Here is a 22791-nt window from a genome sequence, read left to right on the forward strand (position 1 = left end):
TCCAATGCATGCATTGCATGGAAAGGATGCGCGTGACGCAATCCGGAATGGACCTCAACCTGCTCGTCGCGCTCGACGCGCTCCTGGAGGAGTGCAGCGTCTCCGGCGCGGCACAGCGGATGCACCTGTCCGAGCCGGCCATGAGCCGCACCCTGGGTCGGATCCGCAAGGCGCTGGGCGACCCGGTCCTGGTCCGGGCCGGGCGGACGATGGTACCCACGCCGCACGCGCTGGCCATCCGATCCGAGGTGCGGGTCGTGCTGGAGCGCGCCCGGACGTTGTTCACCGCGGCCGGCGAGGTGGACCTGCGGACGATGTCCCGCACCTTCACCGTGCTGTCGCACGACGCGTTCACCGCCGCCTGTGCCGCGGAGTTGTTCGCGCGCGCGGCGCGGGAGGCCCCCGGGGTCCGGCTGAAGTTCCTGGCCGAGAGTCACACCGACACCCAGGCGCTCCGCGACGGGATCGCCGACCTGGAGGTGGGCGTGATCGACGCCACCGCGCCGGAGGTGCTGACCGAGCATCTGTTCGATGACCGCATGGTCGGCTGCGTCCGGGCCGGCCACCCGCTCCTGCACGGTCGGTGTACGCCGGAGCGATTCGCCGCCGCCGAGCATCTGATCGTGTCCCGGCGCGGCAAGCTGCACGGCCCGGTCGACACCGCGCTGGCCGAACTCGGGCTCACCCGGCGGGTGGTGGGCGCCGTGCCGACCTACCCGTCCTCGCTGTTCATCCTGCTCGAAGGCGACCTGGTCGGCCTGGTCGCGGCGCAGTTGATCGGTTTGACCGAGTCCCGGGGGTTGCGCACCTTCGAGGTTCCGCTGGCGTTGCCGCCGCTGCCGATGGGGCTGGCCTGGCATCCGCGCCACGACGCCGATCCGGGGCACGCGTGGTTGCGGGAGTGTGTGCGCGACGTGTTGACGGCCGGCCGGATGTGACGGGGCGCTCGCGGCCCCGACCCCGACCGGCCCGCAGCGCGCACCGGTCAGCCGTCGAGGCGCATCAGTTCGATCCGGGTGCCGTCCGGGTCGGCCAGGAACACCAGTTCGGTCGATCCGGTCTCGCTCGGCAGGCTCGCCCGGGTCCCGGTCAGCAGCGTGCCGCCGTGTTCGACCAGCCGGGCGGCGGCCGCGTCCACGTCCTCGACCAGGAAGGACAGGTGGGTCAGGCCGAGCTGATTGCGCCGCCGCGACGGTTCGCCGCACGGTTCGGGCGAGGCGTAACAAAGCAGCTCGACGACCATGCCCTCCTTGGCGATCAGCTGGGAGACCAGGCGTACGTCGCCCTCGACCTCCAGGGTGTGTGCGACCTCGTTGCCCACGTCGTAGCGGGCCACGGGGGCGAAGCCCAGGCCGTCGCGATAGAACCGCAGCGCCCGATCCAGGTCGAAGACGCACACGCCGAGGTGGGACGGGGTGTAGCTGACGGCGTCGGACACGGCGCGACTCCCGGGGTTGCTGACGGTGCGTCAGATCCAGTGGTGCCCGCACGCTAGCAACGACGGGCGCAATGATCCACCACCGCGTCGGGCGGAGAACCCCGCCGCTCGCCCCCGGCTCAGTCGGCGATCAGGTCGCCTTCGAGCACGGTGACCGCCGCGCCGGACAGCCGCACCCGGTCGCCGACCAACTCCACCCCGACCGTGCCGCCGCGCGCCGACAGCTGCCCGCCGGTCATCCGGCGGCGATCCAGACGCGGGGCCCAGTAGGGGCCGAGCACACAGTGCGCCGATCCGGTGACCGGGTCCTCGGCGACGCCGACCGACGGTGCGAACACCCGCGAGACGAAGTCGACCCGCCCCTCCCCCGCGGCGGTGACGATCACCGCCCGATACGGCAGCGTGGCCAGCGACTCCAGATCCGGCGCCACCGTACGCACCGCCGCCGCCGACGCCACCTCCACCAGCAGGTCGTCACCACCGGCGGCCACCAGGATCGGCTCCAGCCCGAGCGCCGCACCCAGTTCGGTCGGGATCGGCACCTCGCGCGGCGGCAGCGCCGGGAAGTCCAGAATGACGCCGGCGCTGTCGAGCGTCGCGGTCAGCACTCCGCTGCGGGTGGCGAAGCGGATCCGCGACGCCGGCGCCGACCCCTGCCCGAACAACACGTGCGCGGTGGCCAGCGTCGCGTGCCCGCACAGGTCCACCTCGGTCTGCGGGGTGAACCAGCGCAGCCCGAAGTCCGTCTCGCCGCCCGTGGCCGGCACCGCGAACGCGGTCTCCGAGTAGCCCAGTTCGGCCGCCACCGACTGCATCCAGGCGACGTCGTCGGCATGCGCCGCGTCGGGCAGGCACACCCCCGCCGGATTGCCCCGGAACGGCCGGTCGGTGAACGCGTCCACGACGTAAATGCGCATGCCCCTCACCGTACCCAACGACGTCGAACACGTGGGCGTACCCAGGACCATCCGAACCACGTCACCCCCGCGACGGCGAGCGTGCCCAGGCCCGCGAGCAGCCACGGCCACCAGCTCACGTCCACCCGCTCGTCGCCTCGGTAGAGCAGTTCCTCGCCCGCGACGTCCGAGCGCGGCGCGAGCCGGGCGTCGGGGAGTTGCTCCTTGATCGTCTCGGCCAGCGGGCTGCGCACCTCCCCCACCACGCGCGCCCGCGCGTCGTAGTGACCGGCGTCCGCCCACATACCGTCGGTGCGATGGGTACGCGCGGCCAGATTGACCGAGAAGTACACCGGCTGCCCGGGAGCCAGCAGCGGCGCGCCGTCCTTGAGGCCGACCACCCCCACGCCGTCCACCCGCAACCGGGTCACCTGGAGCGGCACCCGGGTGGTGTCGGCCACCAGGCGCAGGCACATCTCGCGCCCCGAGGACAGATCGAGTCGCCGGTCCGGCGGAACCGGCCGAAAGGCACGGCAGTCCACCGCGTCCGGCTGCTCCGGGGGCGGCATCAGCCAGGTCGCCCGCACACCCTTGTCCCGGTCCGCGTCGACGAACCGGGCCGCGTGCCGCAGGTACAGCGCGGTCCGGGTCTGGGTCAGCGCGATGCCCGGGTCGGCCGGATCGTCGCGCAGCACCCGCGTGTTCGGCAACACCCGCTGCAGAGCCGGCCCCGCGCTGCTGTCACTGGCCAGCGGGACCGCGAACCCGGCCACCGCGCGGCCCTCCTCGCCGAGCCGGTCGAAGTCCTTGCGCAGGTCCGGGCCCACCGCGTCGCGGGCCGCGTCCGAGATCAGCACGACCCCGTTCACCGAGTCCGCCGTGGAGGTGCGCAACACCACCAGCGCCCGCTCCAGGGCCGCGTGCACATCGCTCGGCGCCTCGGCCCCGGCGGGCGGCGCGCCGGCCGCCGGGCTCCCGTCGGCCGGCTCGCTCGGGCGCGGGAGGGGCAGGCGCGCGGCCATCGCCGCCGGGTCGGTGACCGGTTCCAGGCCGTTGCCGTGCTCGGTCGCCACACCGTCGAAGGTGACCAGCGCGACCCGGTCGCGCGCGGACAGCCGGGCCAGGAACGCGGTCAGCGCGGACCTGGCCGCGGCATAGCGCCCGGTGCGCCGCATCGAGGCCGAGGCGTCCACCAGGATCACGTAGTTCACCCGCTCCCGGTCCGCGCCCAGGGTGGTGATCAGCCGCTCGGCGCCATAGGGGTCGGGCGGTTCGGTGGTCGCGGCCGCGGGCCGCGCGGCCGCGGCTCCGCCCGGCGGCACCGCGGCCAAGAGGGCGATCAGCGCGAGGATCGCCGGTATCGCCAGCACCCGCAGCGCGTCGCCGTGCTTGAGCGCGGCCCGCAACTGCTTCAGGTGGCGGCGGAACGTCTCGAACTCCTCCTGCTCGCGTTCGACGATCGACGACGCGGCGTCCGGCCCCCACGCGTGCGCGGCGATCGACAACCGGATCGCCCGCAGTTCCTCCCGGGCCTGCGCCGGGGTGCCGCCGCGCACGATCAACTCCCGTTCCAGGCTCGGCAGCAGCAGATCGCGTTCGCGATCGGGCGCGGCGTGCCACCAGCGGCCGACCTCGTGCACGTACAGATCGCGCCGCGGGCGGGCCGCGCCGTCCACGATCTCGCCCGCCCACACCCCGGCCGCCGCCCGCGCGTCCACCCCGCGCAGCGCGTTGCGGAACCAACCGCTCGCGGCGCGTCCGGCCAACTCCGGGCGGGCCCGGGCGATCGCCGCCCACCACGCGTCGTCCAGGCCGGGCAACTCGGCGAGCCGCGCGTCGGCGAGCACCGCGTCCGCGATCGCGGCGGTGACCGCCGGGTCGCCGGCGCGCACCAGCTCGCCGAGCAGTTCGGGGGTGACCGCCACCGCCCGCAACAGTGCCGCGATCCACCCGGCGAACCGCCCCTCGGCGACCGGCTCGTGGCGCAGCGCCAGCAGATCGGCCGCCACATAGGGCCCGTCCGTCGGCGCACCGCCGAGCGCCAGCCGCAGGACGTCGGCCCGCACCCGCGCGGCGACCGGTGCCCCGGAGCCCAGCGGCTTCTCCAGGAGCGCCGCCAGTCCGCGCGCGGCGGGGTCGGCGCGCCGCTCGGTGAGCGGGACCAGGGTCGGCCACAGGTCGTGCAGCACCGCGGCGATCGTGGCGGTGTCGGTGTGTCCGGCCACGCGCAGGGTGAACACCGCCTCGGCGGGCGGGATCTCCGCCGGTCGCAACCGTTCGCCCGCAAGCAGCGCGTACGGCGCCAGCCACTCCGGCGCCCGGTCGTCCCAGGGTCGGATCACCTCCAACCACGCGCCCAGGTCGCCGCCCGCGGTGTCCAGAAGGCGGCGCAGCACCACGGGATGGTTCCACAGCGCGTCGTAGAGCGCGGGCACCTCGGTGGTCGGAGTGGGCCCGAGCAGTCGGCACAGGTCGGCGACCAGCGCCTCCGGCGAGACCACGTCGGCGTCGGCCTTCGCCACGCCGTTGACCGAGGGTTCGGGCACCCGCACGGCCCGCACGTCCAGGCCGGCGGGCGGGGTGGAGCCGGCCAGGAGCGGCGGCACCGGGCCGAGCAGGACGTGCACGAGCCGATCCCCGCGCCCGGCCGCCACCGCCGTGTCCCAGCCCAGCGCCAGACTCGCCGGGCGGGCGCGCAGCGCGGCGGCCATGTCCCGGGTCACCTCGTCGCCGTCCTCCGCCCGCCAGCGCTCGGCGATCGGCGCGGCCAGTGCGACGTCGCCGCCGAGCAGCCGCTCCAGCGGCGACGGGGGCGACGCCGGAGACGGGGGCGGCGGCGACGGGCGCGACGGGGCCGGGGGCGACGGGCGGGCCGGCGCCGGCCCCGCCTCGACGCCCGGCGCGCGCGAACTCGGCCCCACCGGGTCGCCGGCGGCGAATCGGGCGGCCGCACGGCCCGGTTCGGGCCCCGGGGCCGGCCCGACCCGCACGCCCGATCCGCCGCCGACCCCCGCCCCCGCGCCCGGTCCGGATCCGGCACCCGCCTCGGCTAGCAGCCCGAGCAGGCGGTCCCCCGCCACCGGTGTGCCCGCCTCGCGCAGCGTCGCGAGCGCGGCCACCAGCGGGTCGAGCCCGATGCGGCGGCGCAGCATGGTCAGTTCGCCCAGGTAGGCGCGGGCGGCGGGGAGGTCGGGCACGGCCGGCACGCCGTCCAGGGCGACCCGGACCGTCCCCGGCGTGGGCACCCGGCCGAAGGCGAGTCGGGGGCGCAGCCGGCCGGTGGGGCCGAGCGAGGTGGCGAAGCGCAGTCCGGCGCGGCAGCCGTACGGGAGCAACGCGGCGATCCGGTCCAGGAGTTCGAGCCGGGCCCGGCTGTCCAGGCGGTCGGCGCCGGTGATCACCACGGGGCCGGCCAGGACCGCCGCGGCGACCCCCGCGAGCCATTCGAAGTCGGCCGGGTGCGGCCCGACGGTCGGCGGCGGCCCCGGCAGCCGCACCCGAAGCGGCCGTTCCCGGTCGGTGGGCAGGTCGATTCCGCGAAAGGCCAGCCACAGCGCGGTGTACGTGGCGCCGGCGGCGGCGATCTCGGCGTAGGGCGCGGTGAAGTAGCGCACCCCCTCCGGATCGCGCAGCGTCATCGCGACGAACGAGTCCTCGCGCCCGGCGCCGGTCACCCCGACCCAGCCGGGCGGCGCGTACTCGTCCAGTGTGGGTCGCACCAACCGCTCGAAATGCTCCCGCCGTTCGGGTCCCGCGCTGCACGCCGGCACCGCGCCGTCGTGGTACCAGGCCCAATGCGCCCGCAAGGTGCCCGCGGTCTCGCGGGGGCGGTCGTGTCGGTCGGTCGCGTCCACGTGAACCTTTCCGTGCGGGATGCCGGTCGAGGTCGGGCCCGGTGCCCGCACACACGATGTCAGCGAGGCGGCCGGGGCGTCGGGGTCGGGGGGATCAATCCTGCCGGTGCTACCGGTGTGTGTTGTTCCCCGGGATCGGGCCGGGTGATCCCCGAGTACCGGCCGTTCTGCGCGGGAGCGTCGATCGGGGCCGGCTCCGCGGTGGTCGACGCCGGGTCGGCGCCGCCGGGCCGCGGTGTCGGCGGCCGGCGCAACACCCGGGCGCGGACGCCGTACAGCATGGTGGCGTCGTCCACGCTCAGCCGCCGTCGGGAGGTGTGGATGCGACCGTCCCGCTCGTGGCGCGCGGTCAACGTCACACCGCGCCCGGAGCGCGGCCGGCGGCCCCGGGCCAGGAAGGACGTGATCGCGCCGGCCGCCGGATCGTGCTCGTGGGTCCAGCGGTGACGCATCCCCAGGGCCGGGTGTGCCGTGCTCTCGGGGAACTCCGATCGTTTCTCCTCCATGCTCAGTTCGATGTACACACCGGCCGGGAACCAGCGCCACGCCGCCGTTCCCCCCGCCGCGACCAGTGCCATCGCCGCAACCAGGAGCGCCCACACCGACCACATGACCGATCCGCGCACCCGGCCCGTGTAGGCCAGTCGGCCGTCGCGCAGGCCGGCGTCGGCGTACGGGCCCTCCACCCGCAGCAGATCGGCGAACTCGCCGGCCCGGGTGGCCGTCACGGTGCCCCGCACCGTCGTCGACGCGGCGTAGCTGCGCGACCGGGCGAACAGGTCGGAGCGGGTGCGCTCGTGCGCCCGCACCTCGATCGGGAAGTGTCGCGGCACCCCGGGTGCCAGGGTGATCGGGTCGCGCGGCAGCGCCCGATCGATCGCCGGATCGCCGGTGTGCAGGTCGGCGACGGTCAACCGGATGCGGTGCGCCGTGGAGACCAGGGTCAGGCAGAGCGTGCCGCGGGTGGACAGGTCGATCGGGTCGACCGGCGGCTCGACGCCGGCGCAGTCGGCTTCGGTGGGGCGGGCGCCGCGCGGGTGTGCGGGCGCCGGGGCGAACCGGGCCCGGACCGTCGCGTCCCGGTCCGCCCGCACCACCGCGGCCCCCTTGCGCACGCGCGCGTCCTGTTCGAGGGCGCGCACCCGGGCCGCCTGCTCGGCGACCGAGCCGCTGAGCGTCTCGGCCCTGGGCAACACCTTCGCGATCAGGTTGACGCCGCGCCCGTTGTCGCCGAGCGGCATCGCGTACGCGGAGATCGGGCCGTGTTCGGCGACCGCCTTCGCGTACTCCAGGCGCAACGCCTCCCACCCCGGCGCCGATTCGTCGGCGAAGCGCGGGTTGTTCGGCGCGTACAGGTCGGCGTCGGTGAGCACCACGATCACGGTGGGCGGCCGATATCCGTCCGCCGACGGGTGGGCCGCGGCGACGATCCCGGACACCGACACCATCGCCGCGCCGAAGTCGCTCTCCACGTCGTTCGGCTTGGGCAACCCCGCGAGGAACGCGGAGACCGCGGCCTCGCCCCGGGGCGCCGCGTCCAGTGGCCGAAAGACGGTGGTGGTCGCGCCGAATCGGATCACCGAGATCCGGTCCCGGGGCTGCATCGCGGTCAACAGGGTGCGCAGCGCCGTCTTCGCCTCGTCGTAGCCGCCGTTCTCCCGCATCGACGTCGACACGTCGAGCACCATGTAGAAGTCGGCCGGCTGGGCGTCGGCGCCCAACTCGTCCAGCAGTCGTGCGGTCGCGTCGGCGGGCGGTTCCCCGTCGGCCCGGCCGACGCCGTGCGCCGGGGACGCGGACGCGCACAGTGCCAGGATCAGCAGCAACACGGGGACCACGAGCCGGGCCCGGGCCCGGGGCCGGTGGGGGTTCGGGGCGATTCGGGACATCGGTCATCCCCTCTTCGCGATGCGCACCGCGCGCATGCCGAGAATGGGTTCCAGCACACCCTGGGGGTGGGGCGGTCCGTCGAGGCGGTTCCCGTGCGGGTCGACGTTGCGGCAACTCTCCGGGTCGATCCGGCCCGCAGAGCGGCGAAAGCCCGCCGCCGAGGTCGCGTAGTAGCGGATCCGGCCGAAACGCCGCTCCAGGATGCCCGGCAATTCGGCGGCGGCCCGGTTCGGGCAGGGCCCGTCGCGCTCGCACAACCGGCGGAAGTACGCCTCGGGGTCGCGCACCCGGACCCGGCCGTCGCGGCCCAACTCGGCCCAGGCACCCAGGCGGGCCTCCCGATACAGCGTCATGTCGTCGATCTTGGTGACGCACACGGCCGGTTCGAAGGGCAACAGGCCGCGGGGGTCGGTGCGCGGTTGGAGGTCGGCGGCGGCTTCGGTGAGCAGGCGCTCCAGCGCGCGTACCGCGTCCTCGCCCGCGCCGCTCGCGTCGGTGGGATCGAACAGCACGATCAGGCCAGTGCAGTCGGCCAGGGTCCGCTTGACCGCGTCGCGCCGGGTGCTCGGGTCCGGCAACTCGGTGATCGTGGCCACGAATCGGGAGTGGTCGGTGAGCCGGTGCAGCGACGCGACGCGCGGGTCGCGCCGGAAGAGGAAGCGGTATCGCGTCGGCTCGGCGGTATCGCGCGTGTCGGGCCCGCCCGGGAACCGGTGTTCGCGCAGCAGCGCGTCGTCGGTGTGCCGAAGGAAGCGCTGGGTGGCGTCGTCCGTTCCGAACACCTTCCACCGGGGCGGGTGGTCTCGGCCGGTGCCGCCGTGCCCGAGTCCGCGTGCGCGCTCCTCGGCGGCCTCGGGGACCATCGCGACGAACGTGGTGCGGCCCGATCCCGGCGCGCCCCACAGGGCAATCCGCTTCTCCAGGACCGCGCCGCCGGTCGGCTCGCCGTCCCCGATCCCGTACGGCCGCGTCATCGGCGCACCCCTTTCCCGCCCGACTCGGCGGCCGACGGCCCGGTGTTCACGTCGAGCAGCAGCGGCGCGCCGGTGGTGCCCGTCAGCGCGGCGTGGCCGAACCGCAGCAGGTCGGCGGGCGTGGTGCGGTCGAGTGTGAAACACCCGTCGGCGCCCAGCAGTCGCCACGCCTTCAGGGTGCGATCGTGCACCCGGGGGTCCGCCGCGCCCGGGTACCCGGGGTCGTCGGTCACCAGCAGGTGGCGATCGCCCGGCCGGGCCGCCCGTCGGGCCGTCAGGTCCGCGTCCCATCGGCCGCCGCCGTACGCCTGCGCCGGGTCGAGGCCCTGCACATAGGGGTGCGGGCCGCGCAGGCCGACGGTCACCACGAGGGTGTGCCGACTCGTCCGCCGACCGAGCGGGTCGGTGCGCAGCAGCGCGCACACCCGCTCCAGAGGTGCGGCGTACGGGTCCACCGCGGGTGTCCCGACCCAGTCGGCGATCGCCGCCCGCGTCGTGTCGGGCGGGGCGAAGTCGACCCGGCGCAGCGGGTCGTGACGGCTGCGCCGGGGACGGGGGTGGTCGTCGTAGCCGAGCACGGCGGCCTGCTCCCAGCGTGTCGACCGGTCCGCGCGGGCCGCCTCGGCGAGCAGCGCGCGGACGAGGGCGAGCCGGGCGGCGGTCTGTTCGGGGGTGCCGCCCAACTCGACCACGCAGAGGAGGTCGTGGGCGGTCGGCGGGGCCGGCTGCCAGAAGGGACGGGGCAGCGCGGCGACGGTGGTCGGCCGCCCCGCCGGCCGAACGTCGGTTCGACCGGCCCCCAGCACCCAGGCGGCCCCGCCGGAGGGGGTGATGTCCACCCGTCCCGGCCCGATCATCCGCACGGTGAGCCGGACTTCGCCGGGCGGCGCGAACACGGTGATCCGTTCCAGTTCGGACCACTCGGCGGGGTCGGCCGTGTCGGCGACCGCCACCGCGACGTCGTGCCCGTCCGGGCCTTCGCCGCGCAGGCCGAGGGTGATCTCGGCGAGCGGGGGGCCGTCGGCCGCACCCGGCGTCGCGCCTCGATCGAGGAGCACGGTCGGGTGGTCCCGGGTCGCGTCCCCCGGTCCCGGGTCGACGCCGACCAGGTGGAGCGGGTGGCGGGCGGGCACGTCGAGGGCCAACAGTTCGATCAGGGCGGGGAGTTCGATGCTCTCGTCCTCGAGGCAACCGCCGCCGAGCACGGCGGCCGGCGGCAACTGCTCCCGCACCACCTCGGTCGCGAGCGCGCACCAGGCCCACGCCGGGCGGCGTTCCACCAGCACCAGGGCCCAGGCCCGCTCCCAGGGGTGGTCCGGCAGCGCGCGCCAGCCGCTCGTGTCGGCCCAGTTCCTCCGCAACGTCGACCGGGCCCGGGCGGCCAGCGCCTCGGGAGCCTCGGCCGTGCCCACGGCGGGTCGTCGACCCACCCCGCCGGCCAGGGTCAGGTCACGGGCCGCGTCGTCCTCGGGCAGCCAGGGCACCACCTCGCGCCAGTCGTGGCGGGTCCGGTTGGCCGAGGGCGCGCTGACGAAGCCGCGTTCGTCGAGCGTCACCCACTGCGCGGCCAGGTACCGGGTCCCGATGTCCACGAACAGCACCAGGTCCAGTTCGCCGGCGGTCAGCGCGGTGAGCAGGGTGAGCGCCGCGGCCCGTCCGGTCCCCGGGACCGGTTCGACGGCGGCCGACGGAGCCTCGACGACCACCGGGCCGAACCTGACCAGATCGGCCAGCGCACGGGGCACCTCGGTCAACCCGCGCGCCGACGCCACCCGGAGCACCGCCGCGTGATCGAAGGCCCGCGCGGCGTCCCGGTAGGCGGTGGGCCCGGGATCGGCCGGCGGCCACGCGCAGGTCCGGCAAGCGCCCACGACCGGAGCCGGACCCCAGCAGACGGGGCACACCGCCTCCGGGAGCGAGTACTCGTCGCCCGGCGCGCGCGGACCCGTCGACGCCGTGCTCACCGGTCACCGGCCCGTCGCTGAACTCCCGGCACGAATCCCCCCGTTCGTCCCTTCCGGAGCGCCCCGCCGACGCCTCACCGGTCGTGGAGCCCCGGGTGCGTCGACACCGCGGGTCGACGAACGACCCTGCGCGCGGTGACGACCACTTACCCGCAGTGGCCGATCGTAGTCCCGCGCATGGCCGAGTCGAAGCGTTTCCCATGGGTTGTGATCAGTCGTCCGCCGGCCCGTGATCCGACCGATGGTCAGTCGACCACCACCGGTCCTTCCAGCGACGTCACCGTGCCGTCGAGCCCGGCGAGGATCAGTCGCCCCCGCGCGGCGACCGCCACGGACACCCCCACCTCGGAACGGATTTCGGCCAGCCGACGACCGGTGGCCAGGTCGTAGGTACGGATGCCCCCGGCCGCGCCGGCCACATGGACCAGCCCGTCCGCCAGGGTCACCCGCAGCCCGGGTTGCGGCACGTCGACGGTGCGCCATGCCCGACGTCCCGACTCGGCGTCGAACGCGTGCAGGAGACCGTCGGTGCTCACCGCCACCACCGACCCGGCGCCGATCCCGGGCGTGCTCAACACCCCGCCCGGCAGTCGCGCCCGCCAGGCGATCCCTCCATCGGCCCAGCGCAGCGCCGCGATCCCGGCGGTGGCGAGCGGGACGTACACGTGCCGTTCGTCGGCCACCGGGGCGGCGTGCACGGCTTCGGACAAGTCCCGCGACCACGAGGCGAATTCCGAGCGCGCACGCCACGCCCTGGCCCGGCCCGCCCGATCCACCACCGCGGTCCGATCCCCCGAGACACACAGTCCGGCCGGTATGCCCGAGCCCGTCCCCGCGAGCTCCGTCGTGGCGTTCGCGCCGTCGAGCCACACGACGCGGCCGTCCAGAGTGACGACGAACAGCCCGTCCGCACCGACCGGCCCCGGCACCAGCGCCACCACGGCGGCGGTGCCGACCCGCACCACCGCGTCCGGCGCGGACCTCCTCGTCGGGTCGTACCGATAGAGCCCACCGTCGTCGTGCCCCGCCCACACCCGCCCCGACGCCACCACCGGCGCACACCGCGACGGCGTGCCCGGGTGAACCGTCCATCGAGCCATCCCCGTCAGCGGATCGAGGACCATCAGCGTCCCCGCCACGTCCTGCACCACGATCAGCCCGTCCGTGACCACCGGCCGTGCCCGGATCCAGTGGCCCATCCGCGCGGTCCACGCCCGGGTCAGCTCGCGCCGGCGCAACATCGGACCGTTCGCCCGGGCCTCCAGGCGTCGGGCCCGGGGCCGGTAGTCGGGTCCGAGGCGATCCAGCAGCGTCGCGCCGACCCGGGCGAGCGGGCGGCTGTGCGGGCCCAGCAGGCCGACCGCGGCGGGCTCGCGCGCGGTGAGCAGGTCCCGGAAGTCGAACTCGGCGTGGCCGTTGCGCTCGTGCAGGAAGTCGGCGACCCGGAAGTACACCTCCAGGGCCGACCGTCGGCTCATCGCGGTCAGCAACGTCTCCCGGACCTGCTCGTCCAGGTCGTACACGACGTCGTCCGGTCGCGCCGCCTCGTCCCGGTCCGGCGACTCGACCAGCAGGCCGCTCAGCATCACCTCGGCGGCGAACGCGGGGTCCTCCTGCGCGAGTACCGCCGATTGCACGACGCGCATCGTGGCCGGGCTGATCGGCGCGGCGGCGAGTTTCCCGAGCAGTTCGACGGCGTCCGGGGAGGCGCCGGCGCGGAATTCGGCGAGCCGTACCGCAGGTGTGCGCCGGTCCTCGGCCGGCACCGGGGTCGGCGCGGGCCCGGCCGCCGGCCCGCGCGGATCGAGCACCCACGCGGGGCCGGCGAACTCGCGACCACGCTCGTCGGTGATCATCCGGGCCCAGCGGGAGAGTTCGCTCCACCGACCGGCTCGGCGATCGGCCGGGTCGTCCGCCCACAGGCCCTCGGGGTGCAGGCCGATCAGCGGGACGGCGACCCGCTCGGGCGGGCCCGTCCAGCGGGTGGTGTGCCGGATCCGAAAGGCCGATCGGCGGGCGGCGCCCGCGCCTCGGCTGCGGAAGACCACCGGGGTGGACGGGATCCGCGCGCGATCCCACCAACGTTTGGGCAGCAGGTTCAGCAGCACCACGGGACACTGCTTCGCCCACGAGGCGAGCATGGCCGAGGTCTGCGGGTGGGACCAGGCGCGGCCGACCCCGTCGGTGATCACCATGATGATCCGCCGTCCGGTGGGGCCGACCGGTGCGGCGGGTTGGGCCGGGGTGCCGAACGGTGTGCGCAGTACCGCACGGCCGGGTACGTCGGTGTCGAGGGACCAGGAACGCACCGCGCGAAACGTGCCGTTCCCGCCCACGAGTCGGGTGAACTCGGCGAGCAATCGTCGCCACGGGGCGATCGAGGGCGCGGTGTCCACGACGAGGGCGAGTTCGAACCAGCGTTCCCGGGCCGGGTCGAGCACCGGCACGATCAGGTCGGTCAGCGCCGCGTGTTCCGCGGTGGCCTCCTCGTCCAGGACCACCGCGTCGGGCGCGGCGCCGTGGTGGCGCAACCTGCGCAGCAGGCCGGCGAGTTCGAGCCGGTCGGGCAGGACCGAGGCGGCCGGCGGCCGGGCCTCGCCGAGCCATGCGGGCAGGCGCGGTGCGGCCGTGCCCGCCGGGCCGGCGCCGATCCGCTCGATCGACTCGACGGAGTCGGGCACGGCGGTGAAGGCGAGGGAGGTCTCCGGGCGGGGGCCGCGCACCGCCGGCGGCGGGCGGCGCGCGATCGGCGCGGGCGGGGACTCCGGTCCGGCCGGGGGCTCCGGTCCGGGCGGGACCGGCGGCGCGGGCCCGGGAGCCGGGGGCGCCGGGCCGGCCGGTGCCGCGGTGTCGGCCGCCGCACCGGGCGGGCTGGCTCTCGTACCGATCACGGCGTTCAACCACGCCCAGTCCAGGACCGCGTCGACGGTGACCCCGGCGGGGTCCTCCTCCGCCATCGCTCATCCCCCGTCCAGGTCGTGGAACAGGAGGGTGGCCAGTGTGTCGTTGGTGGGCAGGTGGTCGGCGGGCTCGACGCGCTCCCGGATCCGGTCGCGGAACTGCATCGCGTTGAGCAGTTGGTCCGGGGAGAGCAGCGGCCCGTCGACGCCGTTCGCCAACTCCAGGTAGTGGTCGAGCAACGACTCGTCGAGGGGCACTCCCTCGGGCAGTCGGCTGCGCACGATGCGCTTGAGCACGTCGCGGTCCGGCGCGCGCAGTTCCAGCGGCACGCAGCGCCGCCGAAACGCGGCCGGGAAGGCGCGTTCGCCGTTGCTGGTGAGGATGACGATCGGGAACGCGGCGCAGCGCACGGTGCCGTCGCGCACCTCGACCCGGTCGCCGAAGTCGCCGTCGTACGGTGTCACCCGCGCGCTGCGCAGCCGGGCCCGGCGCAGTTCGGGGATCTCGAAGCCGCCGGTCTCGAATACGTGCAGCAGGTCGTTGGGCAGGTCGACGTCGCTCTTGTCGATCTCGTCGATCAGCAGCACCCTCGGGTGCGGGCGGCGCAGCAGCGCGTCGCCGAGCGGGCCGAGGGTGATGTAGGCGCCGATGTCGTCGACGTCGGCGCCGACCGGGCCCGCCGCGCCCTTGGCGCGCAGGTTCATGTCGTGCAGGCGGGCCAGCACGTCGTACCCGTACAGCCCCTCGCGCAGGGTGGAGCGGCTGGTGATGCCCCAGTGCAGCACGGGGCCCAGCCGCAGCCGGGTCGCGATGCTGCGGGCCAGGGTGGTCTTGCCGGTGCCGGGGCGGCCGGTGACCAGGAGCGGCCGGCGCAGATAGATCGCGGCGTTGACGAGGTCGTAGACGTGGCGGGTGCCGTGGAACTCGCCCGAGTACGGCTCGCCGGCGCGTTCGCCGGGCAGCGCGGCGGGCGCCGGCACGTGGTCCCCGACGTCGTCGGTGCCGAACAGCCGCCACGGCGGCGGAGTCGGGAGTTCGACCGGGCCGGTCCCGGCGGGGGTCCCGGTCGCGCCGCCGTCGCCGCGGTAGATCCACCACGGCGCGGCGGGCTCCCCCGTGTCGTGGTCCCCGACGGTGCCCGTCGTGGCCTGGCTCATCGCCCGTCCCCCCTGCCCTCCGGGGCGCCGCGCAGCAGTCCCGCCCCCTGCCACGGACGCCAACCGGGATCGTCGAACAACAGCACGACCCGCTCCGGCGGCGTGGCCCTGCGCCCCAGGGTGCGCCGCAGGAGGGTCACGGCGGAAGGCAATTGGGTCAGGTTTCGGTTCTTTCGCTCCAGCATCCGGTACAGGTCCCGCCCCACCGCGGCACCGGAGCAGCCGCCGTGCGCGCCGTTCGTGCCGGCGCACGCGTCGGTACAGGTGGTCCCGTGCGTCCATACCAGGGCCCAGTCGCCGCGGCCGACCGCGGTCTCGACCGTGCCGGGGCGGCCGGGTCGGTACTCCCACCGGTAGTCCTGGAGGAAGCCGACGGCCTCGTCGTCGCAGTCGTGCCCGCCGCCGCCGCACAGGTGCCGATTCAGGTGCCGCACCGCCGGGTTGGCGCGCAGGTTCGCGGATGCGGCCCAGGTGTCGTAGTGCATCGGCCGGGCCACGCCGTGCCGCACGATCGGCCGCAGCACCACCTCGTGGTGTTCGCCGAGCACGATGTGGTCGTCGGCGCCGCCGATCCGGACCGCCTCGAAGGGCTCGTTGAACAGCTCGGTCGGCAGCACCAGTTGCACCCGGGCCTTGGCCAGCGAGGTCCAGCCGGTGCGGATCGTGAGGTAGAAGTCGGCGAGGTGGTCGTCGAGTCGCTCCCGGGGCAGGCCGTTGCCCGAGGGCAGGCCCGGGGGTGCCTCGAAACGTTCGAGGCCGACGTAGAACCGCGGTTCGGCGTCGTAGCGCACCCGGCCCGGCCGGTCGGGCGAGTGTTCGTTCTCCCGAATGAACACCACGAGCGTCAGCGGCTGCCGTTCGCGCACCTCGGTCGGGCGGAACGCGTCGATGTGTCCGGCTTCGCGCAACTGCTCGGCCCATTCGGCGACATGCGTCTGGTGGCATCCGGTGTACAGCCACTCCAGCAGGTGGCGGATCGGATGCCGGCCCGGCGGCCCCGGCAGCGACATCAGCGCCTCTCCCCAGGCGAGGAGGTCGGCGCCGGCGAAGACCCACTCGGGCACGCCCCGTTCGCGCAGGTAGGTGCGCAGCACGGCGGGTTCGCCCGCGCCGATCTCCAGGTCGGCGAGAAGCGCGAGCAGGCGGTGTCGGTACAGGCCGAACTGGTTCTCGGGATCGCGCTCGCCCTCGCGCCAGTCGGCGGCGCCGGGGCCGCGATACATCGGTGACTGGCGCAGCGGCCGGCCCCCGGGGCCGCTCGCCGCGAGTCGGGCGTCGATCTCGTCGAACATCTCGCGAAAGGCCGGCACGGTCAGCGCGTCCGGCCCCCGCAGGGTCAGGTGTTCGATCAGCGCCGTGGTGAACGCGGGCCGCTGCGCCGGGCGGTAGGCGAACTGGCCGTCGTCGGCGGCGAAGACGGCGGAGATCCGGGCCTTGGCCGACTTGTCGCCCGGGCCGGGCGCGGTCAGGTTCAGCGCGATGGCCCCGGACCCACCCCGGCGGTCGGCGCAGGTCTCGAAGACCAGGAACTGGTCGACCCGGCGCGGCACCTCGCCGCATCGGGCCAGGAGTTCGTCGACGCCGATCTCCCGGACCGAGAGCCGGGAGTCGCCCGCCAGGTGGAACGCGGGCAACTCCAGCCACCGCCCACGCGCGTCCAGCCGGCCGTGGCCGGTCCAGTGCAGCAGGAACCGGTCGCCGTCCCGCCAGTTCTCCCCGAGCCCGCCGATCACCCGCTCGAAGTCGACGTGTTGCAGCTCACCGGGGCCGGCCCCCGGCCCGACCAGGATCGAATCCGCCGCGATCAGCTCGCGCAGCCGCTCGGCGGTCGGCTTCGACGCGGCCCGCACCGACGCGAGCACGGTGATCCGCTCGGCACCGGCGGCGCCGCTCGTGTGCAGCCACTCGACCAGTTCCAGGGTCTGCGCGAGCGCGCCCGGCAGATCCCCCGGCCCGTGCTCGTGCGCCGGATAGTGCTCGACGCAGACGAACAGGGCGTGCACCGTCACCGAGCGCCCTCCACCGCGCGCACGATCTCGTCGTAGAGCTCCGGGCAGCGCCAGTAGGCGCCGTGGGACCGGGGGAAGGGTCGGCGCACCCGGATCTCGACGTCGCGCACCGCGGCCCCGAAGACCGGCGCGGCGCGGAACGACAACCAGTCGCGGGCGTTCCACACGTTGGTCCACGGAATCGGCAACCGGCTCGGCGGGTCCGCCTGCGCCGGGTGGGTCGCGAGCGCGCCGACCGCGCCGAGGTAGCCGATCTGCGAGCCGACGGTGATCAGCGCCCGCACGCCCGGGAGCGGATGGCGCCGCCGCTCGGGGATGTCCGGTCCGGCCGTCTCGACCAGCGTCTCGAACGAGGCGATCCCGCCCAGGGAGTGCGCGAGCAGCACCACGGGCCCCTCGATCCGGGCGATCCGCGCCGCGAGGTAGGCGCGCAGCGTCGCGCCGTGCGCCTGGTAGTGGAGGATGTCGCCGATCGCGGGCACGCTGCCGCCCAGGGTGCCGCCGCGCAGCGTGTTCTGCAGCGGCCAACTCGCGTACATCAGGCCGCTCTTGAAGGTCCGGCCGACCCAGGTGCCGCCGGCGGTGGTGCCGCCGCACGCGTCGCGCACGGCGGCGACGAGGGTGTCGCGCCACTCCGGCGACCACGCGCTCGGCGCCCCGGGCCGGGCGGCGAGTGCCTGCTCGAAGCCGGCCACCACGGCCCGGCCGATCACGTCGTAGTCGGCACCGGCGGCCAACGCCTCGACCGCGCCGGTGAATTCGGCCGAGTCGGCGACGTCCCGCGCCGCCGCGGCGAAGACGTCCGGCCACTCGGGCGGCGCGCCGGGCAACACCGCGGCGAGGTCGATCCCGACCACGTCGTGCTCCACCGCCCAGCGCAGGTCCTCGGCCGCCTCGGTCCGCCGCCCGCCGGGCGCCGCTCCCGCGGCCACTTCGAGCAGTTCGTGGCGGGGGTGTCGTTCCAACACCGCCCACAACCGCAGTTCGGCCTCCTCGGGGTCGACCTCGGCGGCCGGTCCGTGCTCGGCGGGGTCGGCGATCCCGATCAGCGCACGCAGTTCGGGCGAGACCTCGACGCCGAACGCCGCGCCCCAGTCCACCGGTTCCACCCGCACCCCCGGCAGCCGCGCGGCGACCCTGGCGGTGATGGTGCGGACCGCGGCCGAGTCGGTCACGTCGCGCACGCCGGTTCCGTGCACGAAGACGAGCGTGGTCATGGGCTCTCCCCCCGGAGTCGATCTCGATCCGCCCCGCCCGCCGTACGCTAGTGATCCAACCGACCCGATGGAGTGCGTTCCGAAGCGCCCCCGCGATCGCTCAACTCGTGCAGGCGGGGATCTGTTTGCTCACGTCGCCGCCGGTGTCCAGGAATATCGCGGGCACGAACCCGGTCCTGCCCTCCGCGTCGATCTGCGCCCAGGTCTTGCTGGAGGAGCCCGCGTAGTAGGCGATCGAGCCCTCCGTGTGGCAGTTCGCGCGCACCTCGCTGCCGGTCTTGATCTGCGCGACCTTCTCCGACTGGTACGACGTGCCCTTGTACATCACCAGCCGGCCGCCGGTGTGCACGGTGGCCGCGACCGAGCCCGGCTTGGGCCCCGCCGCGCTCTGCCCGGGCGCGGTCGTGGCCTTGCCCGTACCGGACTTGCTCGGACTCGGCGAGCCCGACGAACTCTTGTCGCCGGTGGCGTCCGCCGACTTCTTCTTGTCGCCCGAGCCGCCGCCGTCCACCGTGAGCAGCGCCACGAAGAAGACGATCACCAGCAGGATCAGTCCGCCGGCCACCATCAGGATCCGGACCGGGTGTCGACTCAGCGCGTTCAACCCGAACCGCCCGCGCGGCGGCCCGCCGATGGGGTTCGGTGTGGAGAAGAACTCCGCTCGCTTCCGGTTGTCCATACGACCCCCTGCGTCCCCGCGTCGCCCGATATGCGCCTGTCCGCCGGCGAACCCCGCTCGATGGAGGTCTGCCCACAATGCCCATCAGACACCAACGACGCCCACAAGACGTACCCACGAGTCCACAAATCGATCGTCGCGGCCGACCACGACCACGCCGCACGGCCCCGGAATCGGGCCGGCCCGGCCGCCGCTACGCCGTCGGCAGCCAGTCCACCCGGCCGGCCAGCAGCACGTATCCCACGAACGCCACGATGTCGATCAGCGCGTGCGCCACGAGCAGCGGCATCACCCGTCCCCAGCGCCGGTAGAGCAGGCAGAACAGCACGCCCATCACCACGTTGCCGAAGAACCCGCCGATGCCCTGGTACAGGTGGTAGGAGCCGCGTACCACGGAGCTGATCGCCACCGCCTTGACCCACGGCACCCCCAACCGGTCGAGCCGGCACAGCAGATAGCCGAGGACGATCACCTCCTCCAGGGCCGCGTTCTGGATCGCGGACAGGATCAGGACCGGGATCCGCCACCACACGTCGGGCAGCGTGGTGGGCACCACGGTCAGGTTCGCCCCGGCCGCGTGCGCGCCCAGGTACAGCGCCAGGCCGGACCCGCCGATCGCCGCCGCGACCGCCGTCCCGCGCCCCAGGTCCCACCACGGTCGGGTGCGGTCCACCCCGAGTACGCGCAACGAGGAACCCTCGCGCATCAGCAGGTGCGCGACCAGGAAGACCGGCACCAGGGCGGTGGCGATCCCGAACAGCTGCCAGGCCAGGTCCAACCAGGGCCGATCCACCGCGCGCGAGCCGTTCAGCACCGCGGCCTTGTGGCCGAGCCCGCCCGGCGCGGTCAGCGAGCCCAGGAAGGAGATCAGCGAGGAGACCCCGGACGCCCCCAGGGACAGGGCCAGCACCAGCACCACCTCGGAGCGCAGGACGCGGCGCCGGGGCTCGGTGGGCGTCTCGACGGTCTCGGACGCGGGCTCGGTGATCACAGGCACACGGTATCGAGCGCGGATAAACCCGCCGTCAGCCCACGGGCCACGTGTGCACGGGGTCCCCGCCGCGCATGTGCTCGGCGTAGCGCAGGGTCATCGCGCGCAGCGCCTCCAGCCGGTCCATCCCCTTGGCGTCGCGGTAGTGGTGGTACTGCGCGCTCTGCCAGCCGGCCCCGTTGACCCGCAACAGGCAGCGCTGCTCGATGATGCCCAGGTACTCGTCCCGCTCGCGCGGATCGATGCCCCACCGGTCCAGCCCCTCGTACGCGCGCGGCAGCAGGTCGTCCAGGACCAGGCGGGTGACCGGGACGGTGCCGTGGCCGGGCCAGTTCAACTCGGCGTCGATGCCGAAGCGCGCGCCCGCGTGGAAGTTCTCGGTGGCCACCTCGAACGGCATCCGTGCCCACACCGGGTGCTCGTCGTCCACCAGCGAGCGCACCAGGCCGTAGTAGAACGCCGCGTTCGCCATGATGTCGACCACGGTCGGTCCGGCCGGCAACACCCGGTTCTCCACGCGCAGATGCGGTTTTCCGCGCGCGACGTCGTAGACCGGGCGGTTCCACCGGTAGATGGTGCCGTTGTGCAGCTTGAGTTCGCGCAGATGCGGTACGTCGCCCCGATCCAGCGCCTCGATCGGATCCTCGTCGTCGCAGATCGGCAACAACGACGGGAAATACCGCAGGTTCTCCTCGAACAGGTCGACCACCGAATCGATCCAGCGTTCGCCGAACCAGGTCAGCGGCCGAACACCCTGCGCGATCAATTCCTCCGGCCGGGTGTCGCACGCCTGCTCGAACAGGATCGGCCGGGTCTCGCACCACAACTCGCGACCGAACAGGAACGGCGAGTTCGCGCCGATGCCGCACTGCACCCCGGTGATCGACTGTGCCGCGTTCCACAGCGGGGCGAAATTGCGCGGCGTGACCTGGAGATGGAACTGCACGGATGTGCACGCGGCCTCGGAGACGATCGTGGTGGAGGTGGTGTCCAGCCGCTCCACGCCGTCGATGCGCAGCCGGATGTCCTCGCCCCGGGCGTTCAGGATCTGGTCGTTGAGCAGCGTGTAGCGCGCGTTGTCGGATATCGTCTCGAACGCCATGTGCGCGTCGGTGAGGGTCGGCAGAATTCCGATCATGACGATCCGCGCGTCGAGTTCGGCGGCCTTGCGATCCGCGTAGTCCAGACTCGTGCGCAGTTCCTCCACCAATTCGGAGAACACCGGTCCGGTCAGCCGGTGCGGCGGAATGTTGACCTCGATGTTGAAGAGGCCGAGCTCGGTCTGGAAATCGGGGCTGGCTATCCGCCGCAGTACTTCGGCATTGCTCATCCGGGGTCGCCCCGCGGCATCGGCCAGATTGAGTTCGATCTCGACACCCATGAGCTTTCGAGCGCTCTCGAACCGGTTCTCGTCGAGCATGCGCCGGAGTGTTTCCAGACAGCGACGCAATTTGTGCCGGTAACGTTGCCGATCGGACCGGCCGAACTCGGTGACCTCGACCTTTTCGCCCATGAATGCCCCTCACCAGGAACCCGACTCCGGTACGGAGCCGGTCGAGTGGTCGCAATCCGGTACCTGTCGGATCGGGACGTTCCGAACGTTCCCGCCGACGTTCCCCCCAACCGATGCATCGGGCCGACATTGGGAACATTACCGATCGACCGTGACGAATCACAGGGGAACCACGAGGCCGACAACCACGTCACTGATCACATCGAGGAAGCATCCGGTGGTCGATCTTCAAGCCTTGTCGGCGATCACCTAGGGTGGCCTCTTCCCAAGGCGCCGAAGCGAGATCTTTTTGGGGGTTGTCGTGCGGGGGTTGATTCGGGCACTGCCGATACAGGGTCTGCGATTCCAGGCAGTGGTCACGGTCATCGCGATCCTCGTCTGTGGCGCACTCGTGTGGAATGTCGCCGGCGACGGTCGCTGGTCGACGGCCTCGGCCTCGGCCAGGGCCGGCGACGCGCCCAAGGAGATACAGGCTCCGCTGCAGCCGGGCAGTCCGAACGCGCAGGAGCCTGCCACGCCGCCGGCCGCGCAGCAGCCGCCGGTGGACTCCACTCTGGTGAGCAAGGTCAAGGGCGAGGGCAAGGTGGTCGCCCTGACCCTGGACGACGGGCCGTGGCCGGAGTGGACCGACAAGGCCCTGTCGATCCTCGCCCGCAACGACGTCAAGGCCACCTTCTGCATGGTCGGCCAGCAGGCCAAGGACCATCCGGACCTGGTCCGCAAGGTGGTCGCGGCCGGCCACACGCTGTGCAACCACAGCATGACGCACGACATCAACCTGAAGAAGCGCACGCCGCAGGAGATGCACGGTCAGATGCAGGAGACGCTGGACTGGATCCACAAGGCCTCCCCCGGCACGCCCGTGCGCTGGTTCCGCGCGCCGGGCGGCAACTGGTCCGAGGAGGTCCGCCAGACCGCCGCGTCGCTGGGCATGGGCTCACTGCACTGGACGGTGGACACCAACGACTGGCAGAAGGCCGGCGTCCCCAAGATGCTCCAGAACGTCCACGGCCAACTCGGCCCCCGAGGCATCATCCTGTGCCACGACGGCGGCGGCGAACGCAGCCAAACCATGGCCATGCTCGAACAGGTAATCCCCGAACTGAAGTCCAACGGCTACACCTTCGTAACCCCCTGACCCACCCCGTCCCCCATTCGAGCACAACACCCAGCCGCAGCCCACGCGTCCACAACACACACCCGCAACCCCCACACACGCCACCACCAACTCCAGCCCGTCCGGCGCTCAAGCACAACACCAAGCCGCAACCTCCACACACGGCGCCACCAATCCAGCCCGTCCGGCGT

General features: G+C 73.8%; 15 protein-coding genes. 2 read left to right on the top strand and 13 right to left on the bottom strand.

Translation table 11 applies throughout. The annotated features are described in order from the left end of the window. The first annotated feature begins 26 nt into the window (after nt 1–26). Nucleotides 27–938, top strand: coding sequence for a LysR family transcriptional regulator (locus tag EMA17_RS32035; protein ID WP_126640656.1), 912 nt, complete (start codon nt 27–29; stop codon nt 936–938). 47 nt (nt 939–985) lie between these two features. Here the strand turns inward: EMA17_RS32035 and EMA17_RS32040 are convergent, their stop codons facing one another. From EMA17_RS32040 to EMA17_RS32100, 13 genes are all read right to left on the bottom strand, one after another. After that, nucleotides 986–1438, bottom strand: a complete 453-nt coding sequence (locus tag EMA17_RS32040) for a VOC family protein (RefSeq protein ID WP_126640657.1) — start codon at nt 1436–1438, stop codon at nt 986–988. A gap of 119 nt (nt 1439–1557) precedes the next feature. Continuing rightward, a complete protein-coding gene (locus tag EMA17_RS32045; RefSeq protein ID WP_170222281.1) occupies nt 1558–2355 on the bottom strand; it encodes a PhzF family phenazine biosynthesis protein in 798 nt (265 codons plus the stop codon). Between the two features lie 5 nt (nt 2356–2360). After that, complete coding sequence (locus EMA17_RS55490; protein WP_126640659.1) at nt 2361–6188, bottom strand: vWA domain-containing protein; 3828 nt, start codon at nt 6186–6188, stop codon at nt 2361–2363. Nucleotides 6189–6247: 59 nt separating this feature from the next. After that, nucleotides 6248–8077, bottom strand: a complete 1830-nt coding sequence (locus EMA17_RS32055) for a vWA domain-containing protein (RefSeq protein WP_126640660.1) — start codon at nt 8075–8077, stop codon at nt 6248–6250. 3 nt (nt 8078–8080) lie between these two features. After that, on the bottom strand, nt 8081–9052 hold the full coding sequence (locus tag EMA17_RS32060) for a hypothetical protein (protein ID WP_126640661.1): 972 nt from the start codon (nt 9050–9052) through the stop codon (nt 8081–8083). Next, the gene (locus EMA17_RS32065; protein WP_126640662.1) at nt 9049–11016 is read right to left on the bottom strand and encodes a hypothetical protein; all 1968 of its coding nucleotides are present in this window, start codon (nt 11014–11016) and stop codon (nt 9049–9051) included. Before EMA17_RS32065 ends, EMA17_RS32060 begins: the two co-directional genes overlap by 4 nt. A 245-nt stretch (nt 11017–11261) precedes the next feature. Then, on the bottom strand, nt 11262–13973 hold the full coding sequence (locus tag EMA17_RS32070; protein ID WP_126640663.1) for an SAV_2336 N-terminal domain-related protein: 2712 nt from the start codon (nt 13971–13973) through the stop codon (nt 11262–11264). 3 nt (nt 13974–13976) lie between these two features. After that, nucleotides 13977–15074, bottom strand: a complete 1098-nt coding sequence (locus EMA17_RS32075) for an AAA family ATPase (RefSeq protein WP_126640664.1) — start codon at nt 15072–15074, stop codon at nt 13977–13979. Beyond that, nucleotides 15071–17083 carry a VMAP-C domain-containing protein gene (locus tag EMA17_RS32080; RefSeq protein WP_126640665.1) on the bottom strand — a complete coding sequence of 671 codons (2013 nt, stop codon included), beginning with the start codon at nt 17081–17083 and terminating at the stop codon, nt 15071–15073. Before EMA17_RS32080 ends, EMA17_RS32075 begins: the two co-directional genes overlap by 4 nt. After that, entirely contained in the window at nt 17080–18300 is a 1221-nt protein-coding gene (locus tag EMA17_RS32085; protein ID WP_126640666.1) for a hypothetical protein, read from the bottom strand. Before EMA17_RS32085 ends, EMA17_RS32080 begins: the two co-directional genes overlap by 4 nt. A 100-nt stretch (nt 18301–18400) precedes the next feature. Beyond that, entirely contained in the window at nt 18401–18979 is a 579-nt protein-coding gene (locus tag EMA17_RS32090) for an SH3 domain-containing protein (protein WP_126640667.1), read from the bottom strand. 193 nt (nt 18980–19172) lie between these two features. Further along, nucleotides 19173–19976, bottom strand: a complete 804-nt coding sequence (locus EMA17_RS32095) for a CPBP family intramembrane glutamic endopeptidase (protein WP_126640668.1) — start codon at nt 19974–19976, stop codon at nt 19173–19175. Between the two features lie 28 nt (nt 19977–20004). Further along, a complete protein-coding gene (locus EMA17_RS32100; protein ID WP_126640669.1) occupies nt 20005–21483 on the bottom strand; it encodes a glutamate-cysteine ligase family protein in 1479 nt (492 codons plus the stop codon). Nucleotides 21484–21835: 352 nt separating this feature from the next. Here EMA17_RS32100 and EMA17_RS32105 point away from each other — a divergent pair, with 352 nt between their 5' ends. Continuing rightward, nucleotides 21836–22621 carry a polysaccharide deacetylase family protein gene (locus EMA17_RS32105; RefSeq protein WP_246127031.1) on the top strand — a complete coding sequence of 262 codons (786 nt, stop codon included), beginning with the start codon at nt 21836–21838 and terminating at the stop codon, nt 22619–22621. The last annotated feature ends 170 nt before the right edge of the window (nt 22622–22791 follow it).

This window comes from Embleya hyalina (assembly GCF_003967355.1).
Lineage (GTDB): Bacteria > Actinomycetota > Actinomycetes > Streptomycetales > Streptomycetaceae > Embleya > Embleya hyalina.